General features: G+C 50.0%; 33 protein-coding genes. 14 read left to right on the forward strand and 19 right to left on the reverse strand.

The genetic code is table 11. From position 1 onward, the window contains the following. Positions 1 to 77 precede the first annotated feature (77 nt). Positions 78 to 767, forward strand: a complete 690-nt coding sequence (locus Q8O77_RS06000) for a hypothetical protein (RefSeq protein ID WP_305551944.1) — start codon at positions 78 to 80, stop codon at positions 765 to 767. A gap of 16 nt (positions 768 to 783) precedes the next feature. On the opposite strand, the gene Q8O77_RS06005 is transcribed toward Q8O77_RS06000, so the two are convergent. The 9 genes from Q8O77_RS06005 to Q8O77_RS06045 all read right to left on the reverse strand — a co-directional run bounded on the left by Q8O77_RS06005 (position 784) and on the right by Q8O77_RS06045 (position 9,544). Next, entirely contained in the window at positions 784 to 1,107 is a 324-nt protein-coding gene (locus Q8O77_RS06005) for a YceK/YidQ family lipoprotein (protein ID WP_305551945.1), read from the reverse strand. 84 nt (positions 1,108 to 1,191) lie between these two features. Beyond that, the gene (locus Q8O77_RS06010; protein ID WP_305551946.1) at positions 1,192 to 2,037 is read right to left on the reverse strand and encodes a hypothetical protein; all 846 of its coding nucleotides are present in this window, start codon (positions 2,035 to 2,037) and stop codon (positions 1,192 to 1,194) included. A gap of 83 nt (positions 2,038 to 2,120) precedes the next feature. Then, positions 2,121 to 2,444 carry a nucleotidyltransferase family protein gene (locus tag Q8O77_RS06015; protein ID WP_305551947.1) on the reverse strand — a complete coding sequence of 108 codons (324 nt, stop codon included), beginning with the start codon at positions 2,442 to 2,444 and terminating at the stop codon, positions 2,121 to 2,123. Next, complete coding sequence (locus Q8O77_RS06020) at positions 2,437 to 2,847, reverse strand: HI0074 family nucleotidyltransferase substrate-binding subunit (RefSeq protein WP_305551948.1); 411 nt, start codon at positions 2,845 to 2,847, stop codon at positions 2,437 to 2,439. Before Q8O77_RS06020 ends, Q8O77_RS06015 begins: the two co-directional genes overlap by 8 nt. Before the next feature lie 33 nt (positions 2,848 to 2,880). Beyond that, the gene (locus tag Q8O77_RS06025) at positions 2,881 to 3,576 is read right to left on the reverse strand and encodes a hypothetical protein (protein ID WP_305551949.1); all 696 of its coding nucleotides are present in this window, start codon (positions 3,574 to 3,576) and stop codon (positions 2,881 to 2,883) included. Between the two features lie 81 nt (positions 3,577 to 3,657). Then, complete coding sequence (locus Q8O77_RS06030) at positions 3,658 to 4,209, reverse strand: histidine phosphatase family protein (RefSeq protein ID WP_305551950.1); 552 nt, start codon at positions 4,207 to 4,209, stop codon at positions 3,658 to 3,660. Positions 4,210 to 4,464: 255 nt separating this feature from the next. Then, entirely contained in the window at positions 4,465 to 5,466 is a 1,002-nt protein-coding gene (locus tag Q8O77_RS06035) for a lipopolysaccharide assembly protein LapB (protein WP_305551951.1), read from the reverse strand. A gap of 21 nt (positions 5,467 to 5,487) precedes the next feature. Further along, positions 5,488 to 8,688, reverse strand: coding sequence for a M1 family aminopeptidase (locus tag Q8O77_RS06040; protein ID WP_305551952.1), 3,201 nt, complete (start codon positions 8,686 to 8,688; stop codon positions 5,488 to 5,490). After that, complete coding sequence (locus Q8O77_RS06045) at positions 8,675 to 9,544, reverse strand: ABC transporter ATP-binding protein (protein WP_305551953.1); 870 nt, start codon at positions 9,542 to 9,544, stop codon at positions 8,675 to 8,677. Before Q8O77_RS06045 ends, Q8O77_RS06040 begins: the two co-directional genes overlap by 14 nt. A 221-nt stretch (positions 9,545 to 9,765) precedes the next feature. Here Q8O77_RS06045 and Q8O77_RS06050 point away from each other — a divergent pair, with 221 nt between their 5' ends. The 6 genes from Q8O77_RS06050 (at position 9,766) to Q8O77_RS06075 (ending at position 13,100) form a co-directional block, all read left to right on the forward strand. Then, positions 9,766 to 11,292 carry a sensor histidine kinase gene (locus Q8O77_RS06050; RefSeq protein ID WP_305551954.1) on the forward strand — a complete coding sequence of 509 codons (1,527 nt, stop codon included), beginning with the start codon at positions 9,766 to 9,768 and terminating at the stop codon, positions 11,290 to 11,292. Then, on the forward strand, positions 11,286 to 11,963 hold the full coding sequence (locus Q8O77_RS06055; protein ID WP_305551955.1) for a LytTR family DNA-binding domain-containing protein: 678 nt from the start codon (positions 11,286 to 11,288) through the stop codon (positions 11,961 to 11,963). The genes Q8O77_RS06050 and Q8O77_RS06055 overlap by 7 nt, the downstream gene beginning before the upstream one ends. A 17-nt stretch (positions 11,964 to 11,980) precedes the next feature. Beyond that, on the forward strand, positions 11,981 to 12,142 hold the full coding sequence (locus Q8O77_RS06060; RefSeq protein WP_305552841.1) for a LytTR family transcriptional regulator DNA-binding domain-containing protein: 162 nt from the start codon (positions 11,981 to 11,983) through the stop codon (positions 12,140 to 12,142). Between the two features lie 125 nt (positions 12,143 to 12,267). Beyond that, the gene (locus Q8O77_RS06065; RefSeq protein WP_305551956.1) at positions 12,268 to 12,486 is read left to right on the forward strand and encodes a DUF4177 domain-containing protein; all 219 of its coding nucleotides are present in this window, start codon (positions 12,268 to 12,270) and stop codon (positions 12,484 to 12,486) included. A 1-nt stretch (position 12,487) separates the two neighbouring features. After that, positions 12,488 to 12,739, forward strand: a complete 252-nt coding sequence (yidD, locus tag Q8O77_RS06070) for a membrane protein insertion efficiency factor YidD (protein WP_305551957.1) — start codon at positions 12,488 to 12,490, stop codon at positions 12,737 to 12,739. Beyond that, complete coding sequence (locus tag Q8O77_RS06075) at positions 12,717 to 13,100, forward strand: TM2 domain-containing protein (protein WP_305551958.1); 384 nt, start codon at positions 12,717 to 12,719, stop codon at positions 13,098 to 13,100. Before yidD ends, Q8O77_RS06075 begins: the two co-directional genes overlap by 23 nt. A 24-nt stretch (positions 13,101 to 13,124) precedes the next feature. Here Q8O77_RS06075 and Q8O77_RS06080 read toward each other — a convergent pair whose 3' ends face one another. Next, positions 13,125 to 13,787 carry a hypothetical protein gene (locus Q8O77_RS06080; RefSeq protein WP_305551959.1) on the reverse strand — a complete coding sequence of 221 codons (663 nt, stop codon included), beginning with the start codon at positions 13,785 to 13,787 and terminating at the stop codon, positions 13,125 to 13,127. A gap of 159 nt (positions 13,788 to 13,946) precedes the next feature. Next, positions 13,947 to 14,351 carry a GFA family protein gene (locus Q8O77_RS06085; protein ID WP_305551960.1) on the reverse strand — a complete coding sequence of 135 codons (405 nt, stop codon included), beginning with the start codon at positions 14,349 to 14,351 and terminating at the stop codon, positions 13,947 to 13,949. A 241-nt stretch (positions 14,352 to 14,592) separates the two neighbouring features. Here Q8O77_RS06085 and Q8O77_RS06090 point away from each other — a divergent pair, with 241 nt between their 5' ends. Next, the gene (locus Q8O77_RS06090) at positions 14,593 to 15,099 is read left to right on the forward strand and encodes a hypothetical protein (protein WP_305551961.1); all 507 of its coding nucleotides are present in this window, start codon (positions 14,593 to 14,595) and stop codon (positions 15,097 to 15,099) included. Further along, positions 15,096 to 15,524, forward strand: coding sequence for a hypothetical protein (locus Q8O77_RS06095; protein ID WP_305551962.1), 429 nt, complete (start codon positions 15,096 to 15,098; stop codon positions 15,522 to 15,524). Before Q8O77_RS06090 ends, Q8O77_RS06095 begins: the two co-directional genes overlap by 4 nt. On the opposite strand, the gene Q8O77_RS06100 is transcribed toward Q8O77_RS06095, so the two are convergent. The 4 genes from Q8O77_RS06100 to Q8O77_RS06115 all read right to left on the reverse strand — a co-directional run bounded on the left by Q8O77_RS06100 (position 15,521) and on the right by Q8O77_RS06115 (position 19,724). Beyond that, positions 15,521 to 16,321 carry a hypothetical protein gene (locus Q8O77_RS06100; RefSeq protein WP_305551963.1) on the reverse strand — a complete coding sequence of 267 codons (801 nt, stop codon included), beginning with the start codon at positions 16,319 to 16,321 and terminating at the stop codon, positions 15,521 to 15,523. The genes Q8O77_RS06095 and Q8O77_RS06100 overlap by 4 nt on opposite strands. A gap of 85 nt (positions 16,322 to 16,406) precedes the next feature. Continuing rightward, the gene (locus Q8O77_RS06105; RefSeq protein ID WP_305551964.1) at positions 16,407 to 17,258 is read right to left on the reverse strand and encodes a PA4780 family RIO1-like protein kinase; all 852 of its coding nucleotides are present in this window, start codon (positions 17,256 to 17,258) and stop codon (positions 16,407 to 16,409) included. A gap of 88 nt (positions 17,259 to 17,346) precedes the next feature. Then, entirely contained in the window at positions 17,347 to 17,742 is a 396-nt protein-coding gene (locus tag Q8O77_RS06110; protein WP_305551965.1) for an MAPEG family protein, read from the reverse strand. A 77-nt stretch (positions 17,743 to 17,819) separates the two neighbouring features. Then, positions 17,820 to 19,724: a PHB depolymerase family esterase gene (locus Q8O77_RS06115; RefSeq protein ID WP_305551966.1), complete on the reverse strand. Its 1,905-nt coding sequence runs from the start codon at positions 19,722 to 19,724 to the stop codon at positions 17,820 to 17,822. A gap of 208 nt (positions 19,725 to 19,932) precedes the next feature. Here Q8O77_RS06115 and Q8O77_RS06120 point away from each other — a divergent pair, with 208 nt between their 5' ends. Then, complete coding sequence (locus Q8O77_RS06120) at positions 19,933 to 20,745, forward strand: polysaccharide deacetylase family protein (protein ID WP_305551967.1); 813 nt, start codon at positions 19,933 to 19,935, stop codon at positions 20,743 to 20,745. Between the two features lie 114 nt (positions 20,746 to 20,859). Here Q8O77_RS06120 and Q8O77_RS06125 read toward each other — a convergent pair whose 3' ends face one another. Together Q8O77_RS06125 and Q8O77_RS06130 are read right to left on the reverse strand one after the other, a co-directional pair. After that, on the reverse strand, positions 20,860 to 21,480 hold the full coding sequence (locus tag Q8O77_RS06125) for a LysE family translocator (protein WP_305551968.1): 621 nt from the start codon (positions 21,478 to 21,480) through the stop codon (positions 20,860 to 20,862). A gap of 207 nt (positions 21,481 to 21,687) precedes the next feature. Next, positions 21,688 to 22,143, reverse strand: a complete 456-nt coding sequence (locus Q8O77_RS06130; protein WP_305551969.1) for a hypothetical protein — start codon at positions 22,141 to 22,143, stop codon at positions 21,688 to 21,690. 310 nt (positions 22,144 to 22,453) lie between these two features. Between Q8O77_RS06130 and Q8O77_RS06135 the strand changes: the two genes are divergently transcribed. Continuing rightward, entirely contained in the window at positions 22,454 to 23,086 is a 633-nt protein-coding gene (locus Q8O77_RS06135) for a hypothetical protein (RefSeq protein ID WP_305551970.1), read from the forward strand. A gap of 22 nt (positions 23,087 to 23,108) precedes the next feature. Here the strand turns inward: Q8O77_RS06135 and Q8O77_RS06140 are convergent, their stop codons facing one another. Together Q8O77_RS06140 and Q8O77_RS06145 are read right to left on the reverse strand one after the other, a co-directional pair. Next, the gene (locus Q8O77_RS06140) at positions 23,109 to 23,561 is read right to left on the reverse strand and encodes a GNAT family N-acetyltransferase (protein WP_305551971.1); all 453 of its coding nucleotides are present in this window, start codon (positions 23,559 to 23,561) and stop codon (positions 23,109 to 23,111) included. 3 nt (positions 23,562 to 23,564) lie between these two features. Further along, positions 23,565 to 23,801 (reverse strand): hypothetical protein, encoded by a 237-nt coding sequence (locus Q8O77_RS06145; RefSeq protein ID WP_305551972.1) that lies wholly within the window; start codon positions 23,799 to 23,801, stop codon positions 23,565 to 23,567. Positions 23,802 to 23,982: 181 nt separating this feature from the next. Here Q8O77_RS06145 and Q8O77_RS06150 point away from each other — a divergent pair, with 181 nt between their 5' ends. The 3 genes from Q8O77_RS06150 (at position 23,983) to Q8O77_RS06160 (ending at position 25,429) form a co-directional block, all read left to right on the forward strand. Then, a complete protein-coding gene (locus Q8O77_RS06150) occupies positions 23,983 to 24,501 on the forward strand; it encodes a hypothetical protein (RefSeq protein WP_305551973.1) in 519 nt (172 codons plus the stop codon). A gap of 152 nt (positions 24,502 to 24,653) precedes the next feature. Continuing rightward, positions 24,654 to 24,989 (forward strand): hypothetical protein, encoded by a 336-nt coding sequence (locus Q8O77_RS06155; protein ID WP_305551974.1) that lies wholly within the window; start codon positions 24,654 to 24,656, stop codon positions 24,987 to 24,989. Between the two features lie 65 nt (positions 24,990 to 25,054). Further along, complete coding sequence (locus Q8O77_RS06160; protein WP_305551975.1) at positions 25,055 to 25,429, forward strand: lysozyme inhibitor LprI family protein; 375 nt, start codon at positions 25,055 to 25,057, stop codon at positions 25,427 to 25,429. The last annotated feature ends 74 nt before the right edge of the window (positions 25,430 to 25,503 follow it).

Genomic DNA, 25,503 nt, shown 5'->3' on the forward strand with positions numbered 1-25,503 from the left:
TTGTGCCGTTGGCACAGGTGATATTTGTATACTTCGCTAAATTGATTTGTGGCAAGTAGGGTCTTAAGGAATAAATAGTGGCGCCAAAGGATAGCAAAGTCAGGAAAGTATACCCCACGTTCACCTTTGCTTGCGGGCCAAAAAGCGCGGTGCTTTTTATACTTTTACATACTGCAACCATCATCCTGCTATTTCAGTATGGTTTAGTCTACTTCCCTAATGAATATGTAGAAATCGGGTTAAAACGGTTTTCTGATATCGACAAGCTTATATTTGCAGGATTGGCATCTTTGTTTGGCTACTTGCTATTGGAGTTATTGCTAACAGTTTTGTTTATAAAAAAATTAAGTAAACCCCTGATCTTAGGCAGCGATTATCTGATTATTCCTAAGTGGGCGATACGGAACTCGACTATTGGCAAAACCAAACAATCTCTGCGAATTGCAGTTGATGATATCTCTGATATAGAAACACGTTTTTCTGATGCATCAAAAGTGCCATTTTTACGGCACCTTATACCTCATCCGATGCTTCTAACCTTAGCAATGGGCACCAGCAGTGTAACTCTTGATCTAAAACACGTCGGAGTTTTTCAACCGATTAATGGCTGGCTAAAACTTATCAAGGTTCCGATGGGTAGAGGTGCATCAAATCTGCAACCGCACTTAAAGCACGCCAGTTTTAATAGTGTTATTTTGGCCTGTGTCAGCCTGTCTCTAATGGTGGCTTTTGTTATGCCGTTATTACTGTGGTCATTTAGCCCATAATTGTTTGTCAGCTGCATTAATTCACTTCAATACTGCCGTGCTTATTCTGGGTGTAAAGGGTGTAAGGCAATACCACGGTATCGGCGACTAATGAAAAAGTGCCATCAATGACGAAAAACGGAATATTGTTGAAAGAGTCACCAAGGTTTTCCTGTCGACTGGGCTCACCGTGCAGCTTGCATAAGTTGTAACTAAAGCCGCTGTATATCCGGGGTATGCTCTGACAGTAACTGCGCTTGCCGTGGTGCTCAATATTGACATGGGAGGTGGTTACAGGCAGAGTTTTTACTGTAGCACAGGCCGTCAGGCTCATTATCATCGCGAGTAAAAGCAACTTCATTGTCCGGTGTTCCTGCAGTAAAATTTGGCCGGAGTTTAATTTACTGTTTTACTAAAGTAAATTTTTATGCGCTGCGATGCCGGTTTATTCTGCGATAAAGCAGATAATCAAGGCAATGTTTGTCAGTACCATGCCCTGGCCGATGCGCAACATGGTGAGGTGGCCGGTTTGTTTCGCTTGTTTGGTGTAATCGCCGGTGAGCACTTTCCACTGTAAAGCAAGCGATAGCGGTATCATCATCAGCCCTCTGCGGTCGAGGCTGATTAGCCAATCCAGCTTTTTTGAGCCGTATGTTATTTGATCAGGGTAAAGGCTTGGTAGCAACATAAAGACAAGATAAAGCACTAGAATAGGCCAGTTAAACAAACCAAGAGCTATCAGCCAAGCCGTTTTTGTTGATGTCATTTCAGCTGCTGGCGCAGCCCCTTTAATACTAAAAACCTGTAAAGTGCTGCAGTTTTGTTGGCAAACTATGCCGCGCTCCGGCATCAGATAAAGCGTTAACTCAACGCCGCGAATTGTGGTAGCACGAACCTGGATGATTTTTTTCGGCATATAAAAATCTGCAAATACGTGCTGCAGCAGATTGATATTTAGTAGTGCTCGCTCGTGGGAGTCTAAACGTTTGGCGCTGACAGCCGTAAAAAAATCTTGCTGCATCTGTGTGGTGTCATGCATCAGGTGGCGCGCAGCTATCGAGAAAGGCCGGTTTAGTGCGTCAATCCATTGCTGGCCGGCAATAGGCGATAATCGATGGCCAGATGTATCACAATTAAGCTGGACTGATTTAAGTAAGAGTTGATTTTGTATTGTAGTCAGAGCTTGCGGAGGCAAATGTCTACAGTCTGCAACAGTTGCCTGTATCTGATACGCTGTAAATACAACAGTTAAAAAAGCAAAAAGCTGAAAGAATCTAATGATGTCGGCCATCCATGCCCCGTAAACTAACTTCAATTACAACGCGGGCGAGGATACAGACTGTTTACAAAAATCTCCAGCAATAATGGCAGCCTTTAAAGGTTTTGGTTGTTTGGTAATGCTAATTTTTGCTCTGCAATCACCTGCCGAAACCGCTCTGAAGTAGTAGCCCAGTCGACTAAATCGACTTTCCACGGCAGGTCTGACTCGCTAAAGGCTTCGGCTACCTCAGCCAGCAGCGCTAACGGCAGAGGTGTATCACTGATAATAGCTAAATCTAAATCCGAATAGGGTTTGGCATTACCTTTTACCCTAGAGCCAAAAGCCCATACTTCGTATTGCGACAGGTAGCGCTGCAAGATAGCGCTGACTTGCTGCCATTCACTATCGCTGATCTGTAACCCTGCAGGTTTAGCCACGAGCCAGGCGCTCTGTTAATTGTGATGCCAGAAACTGTGCCTCAGCAAGAAAAGCCGGTATGCCGGCTACAACCTGCAACGCAATATCTTCATCATAGGTGTGGCTGGTTTTGCTGCGCATATCGCGATAGCTGCGCCAGGTCGGCCAGTCGCCTTGCAGCAAGCCTTGCTCATTGGCGCTGCGGATCAGATCAGCAAAGGGCATTTGGTCGAACTGCTCTGGCGAAGTTGCGCTATGCTCCAGATAGTGTTTCAGCATCTTGTGGCTGATTTCATAGGCAACTTTAAAGCGCTGCACCAGGCCATCGCGGATCTGAATATCGCTGATATCCTGCTGATAACGCTGCCAGCCTTCTTGCAGCCGGGCAATAGCATTAAGTAACGGGCTGATATCTAATGACATGGTAATCCTGTATACGGCAAAGCGGTTTGCCGCTTAGCTTAACGCTGAGCTGTTGTGCTTGCCAGTGGCACTGCCTAACAACACTACGCCCAGCCAGCTAAACCAAATAAGCTGCGTGATGCCAAAAGCATCTTTCAGATAAGGCACTGTATGCAGCACAGTCAGGATACCTAAACTACCGACGACCAGCCCCAACAGATGCAACGCTTTGGCAAAGCGCTGCTGTTGCAGCCCGGCGATGCTAAACAGTAGCACCCACAGGCCTCCGACCAGCTCGATGCCGCCGCCCAGGGCGTTGGTTAACAGGTTGCCGGCGTTATAGAGCGCCAGTGCTTGCTCAGTACTGGTGTCGAGCAGGCGCAATGTCATATTCATACCAACTAACGCCACCATACCTGATGCCAGCATCAGCACCAGCCAGACATTGCCAAAGCGTTCAGCTAGCGCGGCGATGACCGGCTGGTTTTGCGGCATAGCCTGGCGTAATGCCTGCAGCAAAATCGCCAGCAGCACACCAAACAGCAGGTAACCAATGCCATAACCTATGGAAACCAGCAGGTATTGCTGCTGCAGGTAAAACTGCAACCGGCCAAGGCTATCCAGCCCCGGCGGCACAGTTAACAGGCCAAAGAAAATGACTGCCATGCTGATATAGCAAAGCGCCATACCAATGGCAGCATAGCCACCACTACGAAAAAGAGCCGGATTGGGTAACGCTTTGCTTGTCATAATAGCTACCTGCAGTGATAGGTTGTGCGGGAAAGACTATAAGATAGCCTGTTGTTTAACCGTTGGTTGTTTCTGGTTGTATCAAGGTGTGTTTAGCCGGGCCAGCACTGTCGCAGGCTGTGTTAGCGGTAGTGCGACAATAACCGCTTCACCGGAGCGCGGAAAGATGCCGGTAAGGGCGGTGAAATTGACCTGATGGCTGACCAGCACTGCCGGCTGTGCCAGCTGAGCTGAGGCAAATTGCAGAACTAAGGCCTGAGTTTGTTTATCGCCATCACCGCGGCCGGCAAAGAAGGAATTTAGCGCGGGTAAGGCGACCGGCCCGGCGCTATTCATCAGCCGGGCGGTATCCAGACAGCGGCACCACTGGCTGCTGTATATTGTTATTGCGCCGCTGTATTGCGTACGCAAAGAATCGCCCCAGCGTTTTGCCTGCTGCTGTCCTTCGCTATTCAGGTTACGCTGGGTGCTGCAGTCTTCTAATACAAAACCGGCCGGGTCACCGCTGCCGGGCGCTAAGGCATGACGCATGATCAGCAGCGCTTCGCCCTCGCGCCAAGCCTGCCAGGCGCCATCATCGGCAAAACCGGACGTTGGTAGCAATAACATTAATAGTACGCCTAACATTTTCATCTGGCCGGGTTCCGCTAATGTTGTGCTGCTTACTCTGTTGCGAATTATTACGTGGCGAAACAGCAATAAGTTTAGTCTGTTGTTACCCGGTCACTATTCAGTTTGCGCTGGTTAGCATTTGGCCCACTAGCGTAAAAACGAATTGAAATGATGCAAAAATTTCCGCGCATCGCCTCTACCGCGTCAGAAAATGCTGCGTTTACTCTTGCCAACGTTTATGAACAACTAAATTACGGCAAAAAAGTTGTTTAAAATTCAATTAGTTAATTCTTTCAGTTTAGTACGGATGTCTTTTTGAGTTGAACCTTTGGTGGTTAACTCTAACGCTTGTTGGTAACTCTTTATGGCAGTTTCTTTATCCGCGATATTGCTGTTGAGCTGGGCATAAAGCATTAAATAATCGACGTATTGCTCATCTTTTACTTTATCTTCGCTGAGTAATAAAGTGAGTGCTTCAAGTGCTTGGTGTTTGTCACCATAATCTTGTAATGCAAGATAGGCTGAAGACAGACAAGCCTCCTGCCACTGAGGGAGTTGTTCTGCTGCACTGGTTTTTACTTTACAACTATCCACAAACAATTGCTGAGCTTGAGGTTTTTCAGAAAACGTCCACAATAAATTTGCCGCGCGATTTAACAACACCATGTCATCATTAAACTCAGATCGGATAGTAGTGACCGTTTTTTTCGCGTCCTCTGCATCTTGTGTATTCTGCAAGTAATCCATCAACGCAAGGTAGTAACTGCGTTTATCCAGTTGTGCCAATTTGTCTACAATGGCTTTAGAAGCTTTTTTTTCAGCATCAAAAAAGCCACTTTTAATAGCAAGTGCTTTTGCGGCCTCAACGAGATATTGCGGATTTTCAGGCTCTAATTTCGCTGCAATAATATAGTTTTCGTTAGATTTACCCACCAGCCCGAGCTTATTAAAAAGGTTCGATTGCTGTTTTATTTGGTACCAAAGCTTACCTGCAACATAGCGTACTTGTGCGGTGTCAGGATGACGCGCTATCAAGGCTTCAAGTTGCGCTTCTTTGTCTTTTTGATTTGTGGCAACAGCGAGCGCAACCTGAAGAATTTCTATTCTCACATCTTTGCGGTTGAGCGTTTTAAGTTTACCGGCAAGGAAACTATATTGTCTGTGATAGTAAGCTTGCTCCAGCTCGTCATAACTCGTTTCAGCGGGGGCTGTCTGGGCAATTGCAGTGAAACAAATAGGTAGAACACAAGCTATTAATCTGGCTATATTATTTATCATCTTCTTTTCCTTAGATAATATTCAAGGTATCAATAGAGTGTTGCTAGTGCCTAGCAATAGCTCTTGTACCAGCTGTTGCTGTTGTGGCTTAACCTGCGCCTGTAGCGCCCGGACAAAATCCATCGAGGTGGCGGGTGTTTTTGGGTAAGCATGTTGCTGCCATAGCTGCCGCAGCGCCTGGCTGATTACGGCGTCACCCAATTGCTGACGCAAAATGGCAAACACTAAGGTAGCGCGGGAATATAAATCATGGCTTGCCGTGGCATCGACCAGAGCAGACCTTTGTTGTGTGCTGCGCCTGACGGCCAGCGCAAATCGCTCACGCTCATACTCTACCAGCGCTTGCATTGCTGCACTGCCATAGCGCTGTTCTATCAATACCAGCTCAACATATTTTGCCAGTGACTCGACTAAAAAGGCGCTGTCGGCCAGCACGCCGTTGCCAATATCATGGCCAAACCATTGATGTGCTGTTTCGTGCACGGCGCGCCGGTAGCGCTGATCAAAACCGGCATCTGCTGAGGGTTCTGCACGAAAGCCTACCCGGTGGTTGATCATAATCAGCTGTGGCAGGGCGTAGCCGGTTGCGCCCATATCGGGCATCGCCAGCAAACTGAGCGCTGTGCCGCGATAGGGCGCAATATGTTGCGTCATCCAGTCCAGCGTGTCCTGCATTGCCTGCATATTCAGCTCAGCTGCAGCGTTAATGAGCGGGCTGTACAGCGTAAGGCGGGTAGCGCCGTGTTGCCGGCTCAATGTCTGACCGGAAATAGAGTACCAGGCCAGAGCATTGCGGATGGGCCCGCGGGTTTGGAACTCGGCATATTGCCGGCCGTGCTGTTGCCACTGCCTTACCAGCTCGCCTTGTGCCAGCGGGGTCTGACCGATGTCGGTCGACACCACCGAGTGCAGGTTGACCCAATCGTACTGTGCAGTTGCTGCCGGGTGAACAGGCGCGATTCCCTGCGCTACGGCAAATAGCCGGGACGGTTTAGTCAGCTCCAGTGGTGCCAGGCCATATTGCTGGCGCAGCTCGGGGTTTCGCAACTGGTACTCAGTCTGAAAGCCAAGTGTTGGCAGCAGCGGTATGCCACGCAGATAACTAAAAGACGGTTTAACCAGCTGTGGCAACACTGCCGGCCAGTAGCTGGGTTGTCTAAAGTTCAGTTTACTGTGCATTTGCACTGTATCGCCGGGTGCCAGTGGCTGTGTTAACGTCAGTACGTATTGGCCAAGTTGCTGATCTGCCTCAATACTGTGTGGCACCGACAGGCGAAGCCCGGCAATAGTGCTAGCTGAGTAATTGCCTACCAGTAGTTTGCTAACCGGCTCAGCTGTGCGATTTTGCAGCGTGTAATTTAACGTGAAAACCGCCTCGCCCTGCTGCGGATAAATATCCACCTGCGCATCAATATGGCTGATACCAGGCTGGGCCACGGCTGCCCAGCTGGCATAGCGTTGTTCGTAATTTGCCCGCCATTGTTCACGCAGATCGGAGCTCATCAGTGGCCGTTCGGCGATGATATTAAGGTGCAAATGCACACCGCTCATTACCGCCAGTATCAGCAGCAGGCTGCTGCTCAGATTTAGCGTCCAGCGTTTGGCGTTAGTAAAACTGCCGCTGCGATGTGACCAACGCGCCGCCAGCCACAGCAGGCCAATGCTCAGTAACAACCAGAATGTCATAAAGGGCCAGAATACCGACTGGCTTTGCTCAAAGCGCCAATAGGCATCGGCCGGCTGCAGCGGAGAGCCGGCGATATTCCACATAGTATGGGTTAAGCCTAATTTGCCGCTAAGTGGCGTATATTTCAGCAGCAAGGTAACAACACAGCAGGCGGCAGCCGTTAACGGCGAGCGGCAAATGGTATGAAACACGCTAAACAGGGCACCAAGTAAGGTTAAAGGCAGCGCGACCTTGCCAAGCACCTCAGGGTAAAGACGGAGGTTAATTTCGCTGTTGGCCAGCCATTCTGCCGCCAGGCAAGCCAGGGCACTTAGCAGCATCATTAACAGAATCAGCGCGGTTAAGGCCAGCATATTGCCCGCCAGCAATATGCCAGAGCGTACCGGCGCAGCGGCAATCAGCTCGGCCATGGCGCTATGGCGGTTACGCCAGTTAAGCTGGTAGCTCCAGAGCAAGGTTAGCAGACTGCCGAGAAAGGGCAGCACATCATCGGCAATGCGATTAAGCGCATCCAGGCTGGTGGGATGAAGCACCGCCAGCGGCTCGGCATAGTTAATGCCAGACAGCACTTCGTTGCCCAGCAGTAAGGTCCAGCCCAGCAGGATAAATTGGTTTAGTCGCTGTTTAAGCAAGGTTGTTAGTGCCGTCCGCGTAAGCTGCCATAGCTGAAGCGCACCGACGGGTTTGGCTGTTACCGCGCGATAAGGCTGTTGTTGTACCAGCTGATGGCTACTACCGTCTGGCAGTGGTTTTACTCTGTCTTGATAGGGTTTTAGCCGTAGGCTGAGATAAAACAGCCCGGCGGTTAGCAGGCAATACAGTAGCCGGCTCAGATAAAAAATGCTGTCACCGTACAGTTGTGGTGGATTGTGCTGATACAGGGCAATCAGCGCGGTATTGCCAAATGGGTCCAACAGACGCATAACATTAAACAGTGCATCGCTGTTAATAGTACTGCCGGCTAACATGGGCGCACCGGTCATGCTGGCCAAAACCAGATACACTAACCACAGGCCGGCAAATACGGCGTATAGCACCACATTGCTGGAAAAACGCTGCGTCAGACAGCCGGCCAGCATGGCATAAAAGGCGCAAGCAGGCAGGGCCATAAAGGCAAAGTCCCACAGGTTTAGCCGCAGCAACGAGGCCTGAAAACCGAAATGCTGGCACAGCAGATAATAAATGATGCTAAAGCCAATCAGCATTAAACCGGCAAAGAGCAATGTTAATACAGCGGCCCGGGCCAGCAAGCGCTGAGCCAGCGGCACTGGTGTGCTGTGGATAAGCTCCGTCATGTCGTGGTTTTGATCGCGCAGCAACATCAATGGCGCCAGCGCGCCGCACAGCAAAGGCAGGTAGAACATCAGCAGGGTCATATGTAAGGCTTGCAGCCGTTTGTCGGCGATAGTGTCTATGCCGGTAATGCCGGTCGCAAAAATATAGGCTGCTAATGGCAGCAGTATTAACGCCAGCCACAGCAGCGGTTGGCGTATCAGGTAGCGCCATTCATTATGCAGCAGTTTAAGTAGCAACATTGTTAGCCGCCTTGTTGGTCAGTTCAAAGAAATAGCGATCTTGCAAAGTTGCCTCTACCGGCACTGCCGCGGCGCAGGGTTGTTGCTGGCTTAGCAGCCGGTATGTTGGGACACCAAAGCGGTAGCTTTCACTGAGCAGGACACTGCTGTCATCCGGTCGCAGCGGGCTTTGCCAGATCCGGCCTTGTAACGGCGTGAGCAGGCTGGGCACCGGGCCGCTTTGCACAATCTGCCCTTGATTGATTAACGCGACAAAAGGGCAGAGGTTTTCAATGTCCTCCACAATATGCGTCGATAGCAGAATAAGCTTGTCGTGGCTGATAGTGACCAGTAGAGCGTGCAAACGCTCGCGCTCGGCCGGATCCAGCCCGGCGGTGGGCTCATCCATAATCAATAACCGTGGGTTACCCAGCAGGGCCTGGGCAATACCAAAGCGCTGGCGCATACCGCCGGAAAAGCTGGCGACCTGTTTCTTCGCCACTGCGCTAAGGTTGGTCAGTTGTAGCAGAGTGTCAATCTGTTGTTGTTGCTCGGCTTTATTATGAATGCCCTTTAACACCGCCATATGCTGCAGTAACGCAATGCAGCTGATATGCGGATAGACGCCGAAATACTGTGGCAGGTAACCCAGTTGCTGACGCAAACTATCTGGTTGTTGTAGTACATCCAGATCAGCAAATCGTATCTGGCCGCTATCGGGTTTTTGTAGCGTAGCCAGGGTGCGCATTAGTGTTGATTTACCGGCGCCATTGGCGCCCAATAAGCCTACCATACCGGCGGGTAACTGCAGGTTAATATCCTGTAATGCTTTAGTGCCATCTGGGTAGGTGACGGAGAGTTGGTTAATTGTCAGCATAAGCGGTTCCTGTTAAAGAATTATGCTTCAGGCTAGGCAGTGCAAAGCTTCGCGACAATCAAACAATGACAAACTGGCTGATTAGGAGGACAAAAGACGCTAACGGCTTAACATGGCGGGCAAATTTACTTTCGTCAGCAAAAGCGCTAACTTCGTCATTCACTGGCTGACACTTGTGTCCTGTTGCGCCACGCTATGCAAAACTCTGGCAGGAAAACACCATGCGTAACCCGGCTGTTGCCAAAGCTAAACAAACACTTAATGCTGTCGCCGAGAATCAACTGGCGCTTGTGGCTGCGCTGTTGCTGGAAGCTTCTATCCGGCACTTTTCGCTGCATAGTCAAAGTGCAGCGGAGTTTTTACGCATTGTGCTGCAATTGCTGTTTGAAAGCTCGCCGCTGCTGCTGGCGCATTATTTTGCCGCGCGTGTCGCTGCCTGCACTAGCGCACAGCGGCGGCGTTGGGGGGCGGGCCTGATCTGGGCTGCTGGTTTTGTACTGTACCCGCTATGCTTGTTCTGGCTGGCAGAGCAGTGGCAAGCTTACGCTGTTTGGACTTTATTCTCTGTGCAAGGCTGGCTATTGTTACTGCTGGCCAGTAGTGGTTATGGCCTGAGTCGCTGGTTGGCGCAGCGCAATGCCAGTGCACGTTTTCAACTGATCTCCCGTTTGTTTTCCCTAAATTCCGTGCTGATTTTGCTGATGACAGCATGGGCAGTTGTTTGGGCGGGTATCTTTGCCTCTACCGACGATCCGGTGCGCAATCAGCCGCTGCAGGCGGTTATTAATAGCCATACTGTTATCGTTAATTTTGAGTATTTCCTGCACTACTTATGGCAATTTTTGCTGCTGGGCAGCTGTGTTTTGCTGATCTGTTGGCTCAACCGCTATTTGCTGATCCGCCAGTTGCTCGCCCGCAACGGCGTGTTTGCCTATATAGCCGGCTGCCTGATTAGCATTATTCTGCTGACGCCGTTATTGTCGGCCGTAGTGTTATGGCTACCGATGAATATTGCCGAATTTACCTTCCTGCCATCACAGGATTACAACATCTTTGCCGCAGATAATTTTCGCTTTTGCTTTGTGGTTTTACTGATCAGCACGCCGGTTATTTTGGCGTTTGAGCGCCAGCAACAAGAAAAAGCCCTGGCTGAAGTGGCGCAGCGGCAAAGTCAGACCGAACTGCAACTGTTGCAGCAACAGATTAATCCGCATTTTTTATTTAATACGTTAAATAACTTATATGCCCTGACTCTGGCAGGCTCTGCGCAAGCGCCAACACTGGTGCTGCAATTGGCCAACCTGCTGCGTTATACGGTATACGAGGGGCAAAATGCGCGGGTAAGCCTGGCGCAGGAAATTCAGTATCTGCAGGATTTTCTCGCGCTGCAGGCTATTCGCAGCGCTGATAAATGCCAGCTTGATGTTGTCTGGCCAACGCAGGCAGAGCAATGGCAGATCGCGCCGTTACTACTGATTACTGTGCTGGAAAACGCTTTTAAACATGGCGTAGAGCCAAGCCAGTTGCGTTGCAGCATCGAACTGAGCATCAGCGTGGAAAGCGGCTGGCTGCAGATGCGTTGTGTTAATAGCGTGCCAGCAACAACCGGGCAGCACCCGCCAGGTATCGGGCTGGATAATTTGCGCCGCCGCTTAAGTTTGTTGTATGCCGGTAAGCATCGTTTTAGCACAACTGGACAAGCTGGCATCTGGCGCACTGAACTGACACTGGAGCTGGAGCCGTGTTAAAGACACTGATAATCGATGACGAACCACTGGCGCATCAGGTGATTAAGCATCACCTGCAGGGCTGTGACGATATTAGCGTGCTTGCCAGCTGCTACAACGCGACAGAGGCGCTGCGCTATCTGGCGCAGCAGCAGGTAGATTTACTCTTGCTGGATATTAATATGCCGGCGCTTAGTGGTATTGAACTGCTTAGGGTGCTGCACAACCGGCCGGCGGTGATTATTATCAGCGCTTACAAAGAATACGCCGTTGAGGGCTTTGAACTGGACGTGGTGGATTACTTAGTAAAGCCGGTAAGTCCTGAGCGATTGTTTGCCGCGCTAAACAAGCTTCGGCGGCGCCTGGTGGCAGTGAAACCAGCGACAGAGCCTTATATCGCGCTGAAAGTGGACCGCGAACAACGTAAGTTCCTGCTCAATGACATTAGCTTATTGGAAGCCTACGGTAACTATGTAAAAGTATGGCAAGGTGAACAGGTGACCCTGGTGAGCAGCACCTTAAAGCGATTGCTGCAACAGCTACCGGGTCAGCAGTTTGTGCAGGTGCATAAATCCTTTGTGGTTAATAAAGGCAAAGTTTTAGCCGTAGAGCATGAGCTGCTTCGGCTGGATGGTGATCAACAGGTTAAAGTGGGTAAGCTCTATAAGCATCAGCTAATCGGCTTGCTGTAAGGTCTGCTGTTTGCCGTATTCACCGCAGCTTGGCGGTAAACCATAATGCTATCGACAGCATTAGTTACGACAGCAGTGGTGATGGCGATATTTTGCTGAAAAGTGGTCAGCAACTGGCGCTGTCGCGCCGGTATAAAGAGACATTCAGAGCGGCATTACAGCCGGTGCAGTCGGGCTGACAGTGCGCTGTAAAGTGCCGGCCGTGGTAAATTAAGGCCCGGGCCTTGCCAGATCTGCAGTAAAACAGTAGTGTTATCAGCCACATCGGCAAAACATCTGCTGATGTATTTTAAGGAGCGTTAACATGGCTACAGCTTATAAAGAATACAAAGTTATCCATATTGCCGAAGGCGGCTGTGGCACTATTTTTCTTGGTGCATCGGGCTTACCGCTGAAAAAAGTGGAGGCGGAGCTGAATGCTCAGGCAGCACAGGGCTGGCAGGTGGTGTTTCAGGTGATTGAGCATAAGCGCTTCTGGTTGTTCTGGAGCCGCGAAGCCATGATCGTTACGCTGGGGCGTTAACATGCAACGCCTGCTGTTGTGGGCGATAAGCCGGTATCGTAATACCGGCGGCGGTATGCGCTGGTTTGGCATTGATTGCAATTTCGAACCCAGCTGTTCTGCCTATACCTATACTGCCATTGCGCGCTTTGGCGCACGACGTGGTGTGGTGATGGGCTGGCAGCGCATTAAACGCTGCTCGCACCGTGACAGCTTTTGTAAATGTATTGAACCCGTGCCGGAGGCCGAAGATGTTGGATCAGCAAGCCGTTGATGCCGAAGAAGAACGCTTGCGTGAATTGGCGGCAGCCTTGCCGGACCTGCAGCGTCAGCAGTATTTCCAGCAATTAAAGCGGGAACTGCGCGACCCCGATACCTATGCGGCCCTGAACTGGTGTTTTCTTGCCGGCTTGCACCACTTTTACCTTGGCCAGTGGCGGCGCGGCTTAGTTAACCTGCTGGTGTTTCTTGCCGGGCTGGCATTGTTATTCAGCCCCTGGCCCTGGCTGGGCGTAGTGCTTATTGTGTTGATCAGCGTGGCTGAGCTGTGGGCCTTGTTTCGCTCACAAATTATTATTCAACACTGGAACAACCAAATTATGCGGCGCTTGCTGGAAGACACACAGCAGCGCTGAGTTATCAGCGCTGCAGAGCAACAATTAACGGCCGTCGTTAATTCGTGTGATCACCTTGGCCTGCATGGCCGGGTTGTCAATCTGCAGTTCAACTTCCTGCTGAAGAATAATGTTGCCTTCAACTACCGCATCGGCAGCGATATACAGTGTTGGCTTGGTATTATTGCTCCAGCCAAAGAAGGAGTTTTTCTTACCGCGTGGTTTATATACCAGGTCACCTTTTACTACGGTGTTGCCGCTTAGTTTAATATCGCCGTTTACGGTGCTGACATCCTGGCCTACTTCGCTGCTATTCAGCACAATGTCACCGTTCACAGTTGCAACGTTACCGCCAATTACTGCTTCAGCGCCCGGCAGAATTTTCCCGTTCACGGTGCTCAGTTCACCTGCTACCTGTAAACCCTTGCCGCTTTCAATACTGCCGTTTACGGTGCTGGCGCTTTGCAGTTTTACGTTATCGCGCAGGTCAATACTGCCGTTAACCACCGACACGGTTTTGGCACTGCTGTTGCTGGCCATCTGAATACTACCGTTTACCAGTGATATATCGCCGTAGTGCTGGTTGCTGCCTACTACGGCAGAGCCCAGTACTTTATCAATACTGCCATGCTCTGCAGCATAAGCATTAAGCAGACAACCTGATGCGATAACTAAACTTACTGTGGCAACAAATTGAGATAATTTCATGGTGATGTCCTTTTTATAGTTAGCTTGCCACAGGTTTTGCAAAAGTTTTGCCAGTTTTAATTTATTGAAATATATCAATTTATTCTATATTGGCACGGCGGCTGGCAGCCATTTTCGCCACATTGTAGCGAAAATGACTAATTGCTGACTGCGATGGTTTTACAAATGACGGGTTTCTGCCGGTGGTTGCCACCATAGGTTATCGCGGCCGTTAGCATAACGCACTTCAGCGCGGATCAATTCTTCCGGCTCAACATTGTCTAACGTCGCCAGTTGTACTGAAACGAAGTCACCGCCGATTTCTTCAACATAGCCTTTGCTAAACGGATGAATGCCACAGTGACGACAAAACAGATGATGGCAGGACTTGCCGGCAAACTGATAATCGCTCAGCGCGTCTTCGCCGCTTAGCAGGCGAAAGTCGGCTGGTTTAATCACCGCATTCCAATTGCGCATCTTGGTGCAGATAGAGCAGTTACATTTACCGCTGCCGGCCGTTAAATCAATATCCGCTTCGTAACGTACGGCGTTGCAATGACAACTGCCGGTATAAGTTTGTTTCATCGGTATGCCCTCAGTCAGGTTTAGGTTGGCGGCTCTTTCGCGCGGAAGGACATCAGCCGGGTGTTATGTTAGCGACACCGTACTGACAGAAGATGTCAGTAATGGACCTGCGAACAGTAAAAACTTATTACTTGAACCGACGTTATTTATACTCTATTTTGTTACTTAGTTTTTACGTTATGTTTAATTTTGCTGCTTTATCAGTGGTCAGTAGCATGTTCTGGCAAAGGAAATGTTTACCATGTCTCTAGTTCCAACCGATATTGATACCAATCTGAATCAACATATCAGCCATCTTTGTCCTTTCAGTCTCGGCAAAAATAATGGCCAAAACCACTGCGCACACTTTGTTTCTCATGTGATGGGGTATGAATTTTCGGGGCCAACCTGTAAAAACTTTACCTGGGACGATAAGCAAAAAGCGGACGCGGGTGCCACTATCCGTGTAGACGATATATTTAAGCGCTCACAGCAGACCGGCTTACTGGAAGATAAAAGTGCTGCTATGACTGAATGTCTGATTTTTGTTACGCTGGCGTCTAATGTAAGTAAGGTGGGTGGCTCTTTGGTGATGGGCAACCATCCGCGCAAGCATATTGGTATTTTATCGCGCGGTAAGGTGTGGAACTACAGTAATACCGGCAACAAGGTCGTAGCGGATACACTGGAAGCTTTTAAAGTTAAGTTTACTAACGCCTACAAAACTGCAGGCACTACGGTTGAATTTTATTACGGTAAATTTATATGAAAAATGTCGTTTTGCTTGCGCTGTTGTTTACCACTTGCGCCTGTGCCGGATCTGCAGCAGTAACACCGCCATCGGCAGAGCAGGTGTTTCAGGTGTTTATGCAGAACATGGCATTATCACTGAGCAGCGAGCCGAATTGCCAGCAGACTTCTGCTGCTAACCCGGCGCATAGCCTGACATTAGGCCAGCATTTCGCCACCAACTTATCGGTGAGTTATGGCAGCGATAATAACGTTAGTTTGAAGTCATCTTGTGCGGCTTCAAAGTTTGAGCAGGAAAATGGCCAGCTAGAGCCGGTATGGGATTGCAAGATAGAGCTGCAGGAGCAAGACACAAAGGGCGAATTTATTTCCAGCTCTATGACAGCATTTTACTTAACGGCAGACAGCAAAACCTTGTTACCGGGATCTCTACGCTGCTTTTAGCCAATACCATATAGCCGAAAAGCAATATATTTGCTCATGGCAATATGCAGGGTAAATTTGCCGTGTGCCGATTTACCGGCATGGCCCAGCAGAATAAAGTCGGCGCCGCTCAGGGCATCTAAGTCAGTCAGGTTAAAGCGTTTTACCAGGCTGCGACGCAGATCGGCGTCGATAAAAATGCTTGGTTCTTTGCGGTAATCACCGATATTCAGCCACAGCTCATCGTCATCAGGGTTGTCAAATTCGCGCTCGTTAACGTTATTGACCCGGCCCCAAAAAATATACAACGCTTCTAAATGCTTATCGCTGATGTCATTTACATGCACCACATAATCGGCCAGTTTGCCGGCCATCAGCTCGCGGCCGGAGGCAGCCAACACCTGCAGTTTTTGTCCCTGAACGGCAAAATCCGCATTGCGGCATAGATGGCTTAATAACTGCCGCAGTGCGCTGTTTACCTCGTAGCCGTCACTGCCGCCCAGTTGCGGCGCACTAATGCCTTGCCACAAGCCGGTCGGGGTATAACGGGCCGCGGGTTCCCGCAGGCTGTCAGCTTTTTTGCCGGGGCTTGCGTTATCTTCTGCGTTCAGGCGCAAGGTGGCGGCCTCGCAGCCGTGCTGATGGTGGGCGCCAAAGCAGGCGGCACGATTTACGTTGTCGCTGTTCACCGCTTTGATAAACCAGGCCTTTTCACCGCACAGCGGGCACAGCAACAGGCCGCGGTAGTGCTCTGCCGTGCTGAGGTAGTCTGTGGTAGTAATTAAACGCTGATCGCTAAGAAAACGGGCCTGCTGCAAAATAGTGTCCTGGCGCTGGTACGTTATTTAAGCTAAACATAAATGCGCTGCCAGGCAACAGCTTTGCGGAGGTTAGCCGTGGGTGTTAATCATCCTGCTCCAGCGCGCGCGCTTTGCGCTCTTCGGCTTCGGCAAAGGCGGCTTTTATTTGCTCTAATACGGCATCGACATCGGTTTCGCTGGTGTCGGCAATAAACTCGCCGCTCAGCTCCACTTCCGGGTGTAATTCACCGGCTTCATACAGCGCCCAAATTTCTTCAGCGTAGTTAGTGCTAAGCAGTGCCGGTGCATACTGGCCGTAATAATCGCGCATATTGTTTACATCGCGGCAGAACATCCATTTAGCGTTGTTGTTGGCGGCGGCATCAACCGCTTGCGGTAAATCAATCACTACCGGGCCGTGATCATCCACCAGCACGTTAAATTCCGACAAATCGCCGTGCACCAAGCCTTCGCACAGCATAATGACAATGTAGTGCAACATAGTGGCGTGGTCATTGATAGCTAAGTCGGCATCCATCGCGACATCAGCCAACCTTGGTGCCACCATGCCTTCGTCGTCGCACACCAGCTCCATCAGCAGGACACCGTCATAGCAGCCAAAGGGCTGCGGTACGCGCACGCCGGCTTTGGCCAGTTTAAACAGCGCGTCTACTTCGGCATTCTGCCAGCTTTCTTCCTGTTGCTTGCGGCCGAACTTCGAGCCTTTCTCCATCGCACGGGTGCGGCGGGTGCTGCGTACTTTACGGCCTTCCTGATATAACACCGCTTGTTTAAAGCTGCGTTTGTCGGCTTCTTTATATACTTTAGCGCAGCGGATATCCTCGCCACAGCGGACGATATACACAGAAGCTTCTTTGCCGCTCATCAGCGGGCGGATAACTTCATCCACCAGGCCTTCGTCGACCAGCGGCTGAATACGTTTCGGTATTTTCATTGCGCCGTTATACCTTAGTTAACGGCGCATAGAAATAGCTGCAGGGGGGCCGGGCCGGAAAATAATTGCTGTAATACAACGGCGCTGATCAGGCTAAGGTGTGGCGTAAAAAATACAATACAAGAATTGCCAGTGCAGACAATAATATAACGCCGAATGTCAGTAACATGCCAACCATGCGGTATTTCAGCGGCTCTTTTAGCTGGCGCACGCCCCAGGCGTGGCTTAACCGGCCCAGCAGTAATGCTATACCTAATATATGCAGGTACAGCGGCGCTAAACCGCTGTATTCGGCCAAAAACATCAGCAGCAATGCAAAGGGTACATACTCAGCAAAATTACCATGCACACGAACAGCGCGCTGCAGAGCCATTTCGCCCTTGCTGCCAATGCCAATCTGAAACTGCCGGCGTTTAGCTATCACTTTAATACTTAACGCAATAAACATCAGCCCGAGCAGGGCGGCATACAAAGCAGTGATCATAGTATTTCCTGTTAAAAAAAGCCCGTTCTACCGGAACGGGCTTTAGCATAGCGCTGTTTAAACCAATTTACAGCAACTTACTGCGGGCAGGCGCCGGGTTGCCAGTAACCACTGCTGGTTGAGGACAACAGGCTGATGCCCCAGGTAGAACCGCTTAGCGCTGCATTGCTGCCGCTGGCAAAGTAGTCCGGTGCATAAGGATTGCCGGTGCTGTAGGCACGCCCTGCCAGCTTATGGCTGTAGTTGTTAGTGCTGAATTGCACGCAGTCTGCTGCTGCCGGCGGTTCTTCTTCGCCGCCATCACCGCCAGCAGTGCTGCAGCTTTGGCCAGGGCCAAAACAGCTACCGTCATCGTCCTGCCAACGGCATTGGCCGCCGCTTAGCGCTTGTTCGCGCAAAATAAAGCTGGCTGTGCTGTATTCCAGATAACAGTTAGCGTAATTGGTGTAATCGAGCCGGCCGGCGCTGATATGCTGGTCCAGGGTCGCATTTTGCCCCGCGTCGATAGTAAATGTCAGTTGCTCTGTACTGAATAAACCGCCCAGGTCCAGCGCTGTTATCAAGGCGCTGTTTGCACCGCCTTGCAGGTTACATTGCTGTGCACTGAACACATCACCGCTTAAAGTAGCGCTGACAGTCGCAGTGTCGAATTCAACCGTTACCGACGCCAGATCACGGTTAACATCAAATACGCTGCCGCTTACCGTGGCGCATTGGCCGTCAATGTCTATAGCAAGATCGCTCAGCTGTGGCGCAGCTGCCGCCGGTGGCGGGCCAAGCAGCACCGACGTGCTGTACACCTCGCTGACCAGACCATTGCTGTCGCTGGCACTGACACTCACCTGATACCAGTCATCGGCCAGCGCCGGGCTGCTCAGGCTGAAATCACCTGAAGCGTCAGGTGTGCTGTTGGCGGTTTGCGTCTGGTTAAGGCTGTTAGTAAAACCGGCTTGGATACTGATGCTGTCGTCATCAGCATCGGTAGCGTTGCCGCTGATGCTGATCTGACTAGCCGCCTGGCTGATGCTGATATTACTCAGCTCTGGTGCACTGTTGCGGTTAACTCTTTGGTTATTATCACGAAAGTACTGCCCTAAATAGCTGGCGTAGTTAATGCTGCTGCCATTGATATAAGAGCCGCTGGCGCCCTGACCGCCGGACCAGGCGTGGTCGACACTATTAAACCACAGCATCGAGACCCGGCCGTCCTGCCACAGCGTTTCGTCAGCGCTGCGGCCGGCGCCTTCGCTAATCAGGTTTTCGCCGTTAATCCGCGCTACGTTATACAAACCGGCCATGCCGGTGGCATTTTGCTCGTTGTAGCACAGGTTTACCGTAGTATCGCTGCGGCCATGGGCAACAGAGGCAATCTGGCTGCTGAAGTGGCTGGCGTAGCTGCCGGCGTACTGGGCACAGCGTGCGGCTACGTCGGCGCTTTCGCACGGGCCAATCGCACCACTTGAGCTGGTGCCTATGCTGGGTCCGGCACTAATGCCCATACCGGCAAAAATATCCGGCGCCAAACAGGCGGTCGTATTTGCAAAGGCAGCGCCGGAGGATAGCCCGGCGATATACACCTGGTTCGGGTCGATCTGATAACTGCTGTTGGCAGTTAAGGTCGTGGCCAGGTTAATCAGGTTTTTGTAGTCGCCTGCCGTGCGGGCTTTGGTGCCTTGCCAGTAAGACCAGCAGCCAAAGCCGGCTTTGTTCATCGCGTCCGGTACCGCGATAACCAGGCCATATTGCTCGGCAGCCTGCGCGAGGTTAGCCGTTAAATAGGCATCGACCGATTGAGTGCAGCCATGCAGCACCAGCAGTAAGCCGCGACCCTGGCCGACAGCGGATACCGAATCCGGAGTATATAAATGCACTTTGTTAAAGCCGCCAACGGCGACATTTTGCTGCCAGCTACCGGCCAACACCGGGGTGGCCGCTATACCCAGTGCCAGGATAGCGGCCAGGTTGTAGTGATGTTTTTTCACGTCGTCTGTTCCTTATCATTATTGTTGTATTGAACACCGAAGCGACGCAGCCTCTCCCTGTCTGTGTTATGGCAACCGCAGCAGCAGGCCTCAGCGTGGTAAAAACTATAGGCGCCTGATAGCAAAAGTGGTTTAGTACTTTAGTGCAGCATGGTGCTGCAGCGGCCAATACGTTAAGGTAGGTTTTGACGGCGGCATGAGGTTGAATATGCAAAAAATATATCTGCTATGGCTGTGTTGGTATCTGGCAGGCGCGGGCACGGTGATGGCCGCACCTTTCAGCTGGCCAAATGGCGCTAAAGCAGCTGTCAGCCTGGCTTATGACGACAGCCTGGCTACGCAGCTGGATATTGCCCTCCCGGCGCTCAATGCTCATGGGCTTAAAGCCAGCTTTTACCTGCAATTATCCGGCCCGCTGATTAGCCAACGTTTAGCTGATTGGCGCGCGGCGGCAGCGCAGGGCCATGAGCTGGGTAACCATACCTTGTTTCATCAATGCTCGGCCGCCAAACCCGGCCGCGACTGGGTAGCGGCAGAAAATGATCTGGATAACATCAGCGCGGTACAACTGGTGCAACAAATCCGGCTGGCTAACAGTATGTTGTTTGCCATCGACGGCCAAACCGAACGCACCTTTACCGCCCCGTGCGGTGACGAGCTGGCTGGCGGGCAGGCCTATCTGCCACTTATTTACAGTGATTTTGTCGCGATAAAGGCCAAAACAGGGCCGATCATTACGGATATGACAAAGCTGAATGTGCATGCCGTAGAGGTAATAGCTCCGGTGGGCAGCAGCGGCGCTGAGCTTATTGCGCTGGTAAAGCAAGCCGCGCAGCACGGCACTATGGTGAATTTTACCTTTCACGGCATCGGTGGCGATCACTTAAGTGTGTCGGCACAGGCGCACGCCGAACTGCTGGCCTATCTGGCTGCCAATCGCGATATTTACTGGACGGATACTTTTCTGAATATTATGCAGTATGTAACAGCACAACAGGCTGGTGACTCTGCAGAGCGCTGATAAAGGCAAATAACAGATACGACGTTGTGGTAGCGGCAGTAACCACAACATTTATTGCCTCCAGTGCGCAGACCATGGCAGAAACCAGCAGCTGCAAACCGCCGGAATGGGGCATCAGCCGGATTGTTGCAATGTTGCGGTAACGCTGCCCGCGCCTATTAACATCGAGCCGCTAATTTTATTAAACACTTTCTGCACCTGTACGGACTTAATTTTGCTACGCAAGTAACCAGAAAATATTGAATAAAATGCCGCACTGAGAGCAGAAGCCATCAGGAATGACAGTGCCATAATGAGCATTTGTGGCAATACAGCTTTATCGGCGTCGATAAATAATGGAAAAAAGGCAATAAAGAAGATTATGCCTTTTGGGTTTAACGCAGTTACGACTAACGCCTGTTTGAATATTTTTCCGTTCCTGCCCAAAACGGGGTCTACATTCTCCACATCAAGCTTGCTGCGCCAGGTTTTAAATCCAAGATAAATTAAGTATGCTGCAGCTACCCATTTGAAAATACTAAATAAAACGGCAGATGTTGCCAGTAAGGCGCCTAAACCCAGCAAGGATATGCTCATGGCAATAACGTCGCCGGACAACACTCCGGCAACTAATGGAATGACGGATGTTTTGCCGTGACTTAATGATTGCCCCATAACCAGAAATACCGTTGGTCCGGGAGAGAAACACAATATCATCGAGGCCAATACAAATGACAGCCATACGTCAGTACTCATAAATACTCCTTGTTTGCCGGATAGTGCGATGGCGGCGCCGCAGCTATCGTTCGGGCAGTCGGCACTTCTGTAAGTTATTTGTTAGTAACTCTGCATGCATTTGGTGGGTAATTCAAGCCAAGATTGATTCTGATTTTATCCCAGGTCACTTCGCTGAATCAGATCACGCTTCGACGCGAGCAATGTAGGTAGCGAGGTTGGCAAAAGCTATAGAAACCACGAAGCCCGGCCACAGTAGAAGATGGTATTACATACTACTAATTGAGCAACAAGGAAACCGCCGCCGGTGCCGGCAATACCTGAGAATAACAAAGCTAATAGCCCAGTCATATGACGGTACCTGGCAACTGCTGCTGCAGCAAGTGCACCGGTCAGCGCACCAGGTAGAGATAAAAGATGACCGAGGCCAAGCATCCCTTCAGGCCTTGGCGAAAACCAGTTAATCGACAGATAGCTGATAAGAGATAGCGTAATGGCGATATTTACCCCCAGCAAAAACAGTGGTGCGGGGCGAAACAGGGCGCACAGGCCGGTTAGAGTTAAGGGCACTGCCAAATAGTACCAAAGACCAATGTAGAGAACGTCGCCCTTGACCATGATAGATACAACCAACAAAAGCAGTATTACGGCGATTGCGCTTAATTCAAAAATGCGAAAATTCATTGTCTTATATCGTTGGTCAGCCTGTAGATAGCATGCATATTAAGCAATATTTCTAACCCGGCACACTGTTTATTATTTGTTAGCAACTCTGCATGCTTTGGGCTGGTATTTCAATACAAGAGCAGCTTTGGCTTCCCGGCACTGATGCTGGCAAGGCTGATCGCAGTTAGCGCCAACGGCAGCGTTGATTTGCCTGTTAAATATGAATATAGCTTGCTTTTAGTTGTTGCTAAACGGTGCTTAATTAATGTATCTGTGTGCATCGGCAGCCGCATACGGCACAAGAGCTTTAGTACTACGGGTAATTACTATGGAATTGCATTTTTCAATCAGCGCTGCTCAGCTGGACGTTTTGGCCAGCCGCAGTAACGCAAAGCGTATTGCGGCAAATACACGTATGCAGTTGGGGTTACAAGCCTTTGTTGAGCGCGGCTTAATGTTATGGTTGCCACTGCTGGCGCCGTTGATGCTGCTGTACTTTTTCCCCGAAAAACGCCTGCCTGAAACTTATATCGCCATACTGATCTGCGCCGCGGCTTACTATGCAATATGGACATTGTATATAAAAAAGCAGTTGGCAAACCGCAGCAAGCCGGTTGCCCTGCAGCAAACTGCGCTGGACAGTGCCCTTGCAACTACAACCAGGCACAGGCTAAAGGCACTGGAAGGCAATTATGTTGCCGTACTTACCGCTGAAGCGCTCACACTAACCACGCCCTATGCAAAACAGAAAACTATGCCCTGGTCTGGCTTTTATCAGGTACAGCAAGATGATGATTTTTACTATTTATCAAACCGTTATATGCGGATATTCAGCACTGTTTATCTGATAGCAAAGCACGCTAAGGATACTGATACTGTGGCCTATCAAGCGGGGCTGGCTTATATGTTGTCCCGGCTTAGTGGCTACTTAGACCAGCCGTCAACAGCTGATAATGCATGAAGGCATACCGGCTTTTGCCGGGCTATTTTTTTATAAAGCGGCACATGCCTTTACCAAGTTCGGTGCCGTCCCGCTCAACAAAACCGTAGCGGCGGTAAAACGGCTCTTTGCCTTTGGCTGCTAATAGCCCAACGGTTGCACCGGTTGTGCATGCTGTGGCCAAATAAGCTTCTACTCTGGCCATAATTGCATGACCGATACCAAGGCCCTGATAGTCAGGGTCAACAATAACGTCCTGAATATAAAAATACATAAAGCCATCACCGACAACGCGCGCCATACCGATTAGTTGGCCATCGAGCCGCACTGTGGTGCTAAACAGAGAGTTATTCAGGCTGCTTTGTGCAATCTTATACTCCACGTTGTCCCAGCCAATTTTGCCGCGCAGGGCAATATACTCAGCGGCAGTGGGTGGCAGGTCACTGATAATATAATCAGATCTCAGCGATTCAGACGAAGGGTCAATATTTACCAAGGCTTACTGCTTATGTAAGGTAAACAATGTCAGCCCATGGCTTTCAGAGGGCTTGGCTGACAATATCTTGTAGTAACCCATAGCAATACCGTCTTTGGCAAAGGCATAGCTTAGTGTGTTGCTCTTTTTCGGGAATACCGTGCTTTCTTCAGCATACGGCAATTCAATATTTATCAGTTCTTCGTATATCCGCAGCGACGCCGGGGTTACCGCTAAACCATCAATGTGAATACTGTCCATCGTCACGTATCCTGTATATGCGGTGCAATTGATGCTGTTTATTATTTGTTTGCAACTCTGCATGCTTTTGGTGGGTATTTCAACACAGATCAGCTTTTGGCTTTTCATCGGGATGGTAATTTATTGATGAATAATGGTTAATTAATGGTTATTATGCCGGCTTTGTAACAGGGAATTGTGTATGAAAAAACTATCTGTGCTGGTGTTAATTGGCAGCTTAGCGGCTTGTGCCGCGCAAGCTACAACGACCTTGTCGTTTAGTGCTGATTTTAAAATTGCTTTACCGGCGTCGGTATTTGCCGGCGCTACGGTGTTTGCCGCTGATGAGCTGTCAGTCAAGACCGCGTCCGGCCAGTTGTTTTCCGGCAAAGTGCTGTCGGCTGAGTCTGAACAGTTACCGGCCGACTTTGATATGCAGCTGTATCCGGAATATGTGCTGAAAATCAAAGCTGTCAGCGGCTTAAGCGCACAGAACGCACAGCTGTTTAGCAACACCGCAGAAGAGATTAATTACAGCTTCGATTTGTCCGATGTCAGCACTGAACAACTGCAGGGCTGGACACTTTACAGCTTATGCAAAGCGCAGCGCTGCCTGGCATATGTGGTAAAACACAAAGCATCTGAATACATTTTGACCGTTCATGCCAATGGCATGAACAAAACGGAATTCACCGGTTTAGTAAAAGGAGGGTTGCAGTAACTAACGCTGCCATAACTACTTGCCGCCATTTAATTTTTTTTTCTGGCCCTGATTAATTTCAGACGCATTGAGGCTATACACCAGAGTTGTGTCGAAACACTGTTGGGTTTGACTCCCGAAGCAGTATGCGAATTTTAAACAAAGGAAGTAACATGAAACGAATTTTCGGTGCACTACTTATTGTTGGGCTGCTGACAATCAGCACCGGTAGTACCGCGTCTGAACCAAGGTGCTCAAAAGAGGCTTTTGTACAAGCTAAGAAACTGCTCGCCTTCCACTTTGGTGAGGATGACAGGATTGAAATCAGCCCTGTAGCCGATGAGCTGCCTTCTATCCGTAACCCGGTAAACAAGCAACAAAAATTTCAGGTGCTGCAGGTTGGCGGGCTAATATACCGTGCGGAATATCGCATGCGCTTTATTTATTACCACCTCGATAATAGTTGCCTTCTGATGGGGCAGGAAATATTGTCGCTTGCAGATATATAAGGCTCAAGCGGCCAGTGGCGCTTGTTAAATTTAAATGCGCTTGGTGTGCAAGTTTTGGAGATTAAATGAATAAAATAACGGCGTTTGTCTTTGCTATCGCGACCTTTCCTTGTTTTTCGCCACTTGCTTGCGAGCTGCCTGAGGCATTGTGTAGCGCGTTAACAGAGTATGAGTTGGCTGATAGTGAACTAAACAACACCTATCGCCGGATTATGCAAAAAATAGCGGCAGATGAATTTGAAGGCTACAGGGTTGCTAAAGCAGATATAAAAGACAGCTTAGTAAAAGGCCAGCGGGCGTGGTTAAAATATCGGGATGCCAATTGCGAGGCGTATTACACCTTGTTTAGCGGCGGTACATCGCGAAACGTCGACCGGACGCAATGTCTGACTGAAATGACTAATACCAGAGTGCTGCTGTTAAAGAAAGTGTATCTATGATTTCACCTTACCCCGCCGTGGCCAGTATAAATATGTAGTGTATTCCAGTATAAGCAATGGCGATTGGTTAGCTG

Source organism: Rheinheimera sp. (genome assembly GCF_030690345.1).
Lineage (GTDB): Bacteria > Pseudomonadota > Gammaproteobacteria > Enterobacterales > Alteromonadaceae > Alishewanella.

What these genes read in the sequence shown, in the direction of transcription:
- Q8O77_RS06065 (WP_305551956.1), top strand. Translation starts at nt 12,268, where the DNA reads ATGGCTACAGCTTATAAAGAATACAAAGTTATCCATATTGCCGAAGGC.
- Q8O77_RS06005 (WP_305551945.1), bottom strand. Translation starts at nt 1,107, where the DNA reads ATGAAGTTGCTTTTACTCGCGATGATAATGAGCCTGACGGCCTGTGCT.
- Q8O77_RS06080 (WP_305551959.1), bottom strand. Translation starts at nt 13,787, where the DNA reads ATGAAATTATCTCAATTTGTTGCCACAGTAAGTTTAGTTATCGCATCA.
- Q8O77_RS06075 (WP_305551958.1), top strand. Translation starts at nt 12,717, where the DNA reads ATGTTGGATCAGCAAGCCGTTGATGCCGAAGAAGAACGCTTGCGTGAA.
- Q8O77_RS06135 (WP_305551970.1), top strand. Translation starts at nt 22,454, where the DNA reads ATGGAATTGCATTTTTCAATCAGCGCTGCTCAGCTGGACGTTTTGGCC.
- Q8O77_RS06025 (WP_305551949.1), bottom strand. Translation starts at nt 3,576, where the DNA reads ATGACAAGCAAAGCGTTACCCAATCCGGCTCTTTTTCGTAGTGGTGGC.
- Q8O77_RS06120 (WP_305551967.1), top strand. Translation starts at nt 19,933, where the DNA reads ATGCAAAAAATATATCTGCTATGGCTGTGTTGGTATCTGGCAGGCGCG.
- Q8O77_RS06035 (WP_305551951.1), bottom strand. Translation starts at nt 5,466, where the DNA reads ATGATAAATAATATAGCCAGATTAATAGCTTGTGTTCTACCTATTTGT.
- Q8O77_RS06085 (WP_305551960.1), bottom strand. Translation starts at nt 14,351, where the DNA reads ATGAAACAAACTTATACCGGCAGTTGTCATTGCAACGCCGTACGTTAC.
- Q8O77_RS06050 (WP_305551954.1), top strand. Translation starts at nt 9,766, where the DNA reads ATGCGTAACCCGGCTGTTGCCAAAGCTAAACAAACACTTAATGCTGTC.
- Q8O77_RS06030 (WP_305551950.1), bottom strand. Translation starts at nt 4,209, where the DNA reads ATGAAAATGTTAGGCGTACTATTAATGTTATTGCTACCAACGTCCGGT.
- Q8O77_RS06020 (WP_305551948.1), bottom strand. Translation starts at nt 2,847, where the DNA reads ATGTCATTAGATATCAGCCCGTTACTTAATGCTATTGCCCGGCTGCAA.
- Q8O77_RS06045 (WP_305551953.1), bottom strand. Translation starts at nt 9,544, where the DNA reads ATGCTGACAATTAACCAACTCTCCGTCACCTACCCAGATGGCACTAAA.
- Q8O77_RS06095 (WP_305551962.1), top strand. Translation starts at nt 15,096, where the DNA reads ATGAAAAATGTCGTTTTGCTTGCGCTGTTGTTTACCACTTGCGCCTGT.
- Q8O77_RS06160 (WP_305551975.1), top strand. Translation starts at nt 25,055, where the DNA reads ATGAATAAAATAACGGCGTTTGTCTTTGCTATCGCGACCTTTCCTTGT.
- Q8O77_RS06090 (WP_305551961.1), top strand. Translation starts at nt 14,593, where the DNA reads ATGTCTCTAGTTCCAACCGATATTGATACCAATCTGAATCAACATATC.
- Q8O77_RS06040 (WP_305551952.1), bottom strand. Translation starts at nt 8,688, where the DNA reads ATGTTGCTACTTAAACTGCTGCATAATGAATGGCGCTACCTGATACGC.
- Q8O77_RS06110 (WP_305551965.1), bottom strand. Translation starts at nt 17,742, where the DNA reads ATGATCACTGCTTTGTATGCCGCCCTGCTCGGGCTGATGTTTATTGCG.
- Q8O77_RS06010 (WP_305551946.1), bottom strand. Translation starts at nt 2,037, where the DNA reads ATGGCCGACATCATTAGATTCTTTCAGCTTTTTGCTTTTTTAACTGTT.
- Q8O77_RS06145 (WP_305551972.1), bottom strand. Translation starts at nt 23,801, where the DNA reads ATGGACAGTATTCACATTGATGGTTTAGCGGTAACCCCGGCGTCGCTG.
- Q8O77_RS06125 (WP_305551968.1), bottom strand. Translation starts at nt 21,480, where the DNA reads ATGAGTACTGACGTATGGCTGTCATTTGTATTGGCCTCGATGATATTG.
- Q8O77_RS06150 (WP_305551973.1), top strand. Translation starts at nt 23,983, where the DNA reads ATGAAAAAACTATCTGTGCTGGTGTTAATTGGCAGCTTAGCGGCTTGT.
- Q8O77_RS06155 (WP_305551974.1), top strand. Translation starts at nt 24,654, where the DNA reads ATGAAACGAATTTTCGGTGCACTACTTATTGTTGGGCTGCTGACAATC.
- yidD (WP_305551957.1), top strand. Translation starts at nt 12,488, where the DNA reads ATGCAACGCCTGCTGTTGTGGGCGATAAGCCGGTATCGTAATACCGGC.
- Q8O77_RS06130 (WP_305551969.1), bottom strand. Translation starts at nt 22,143, where the DNA reads ATGAATTTTCGCATTTTTGAATTAAGCGCAATCGCCGTAATACTGCTT.
- Q8O77_RS06105 (WP_305551964.1), bottom strand. Translation starts at nt 17,258, where the DNA reads ATGAAAATACCGAAACGTATTCAGCCGCTGGTCGACGAAGGCCTGGTG.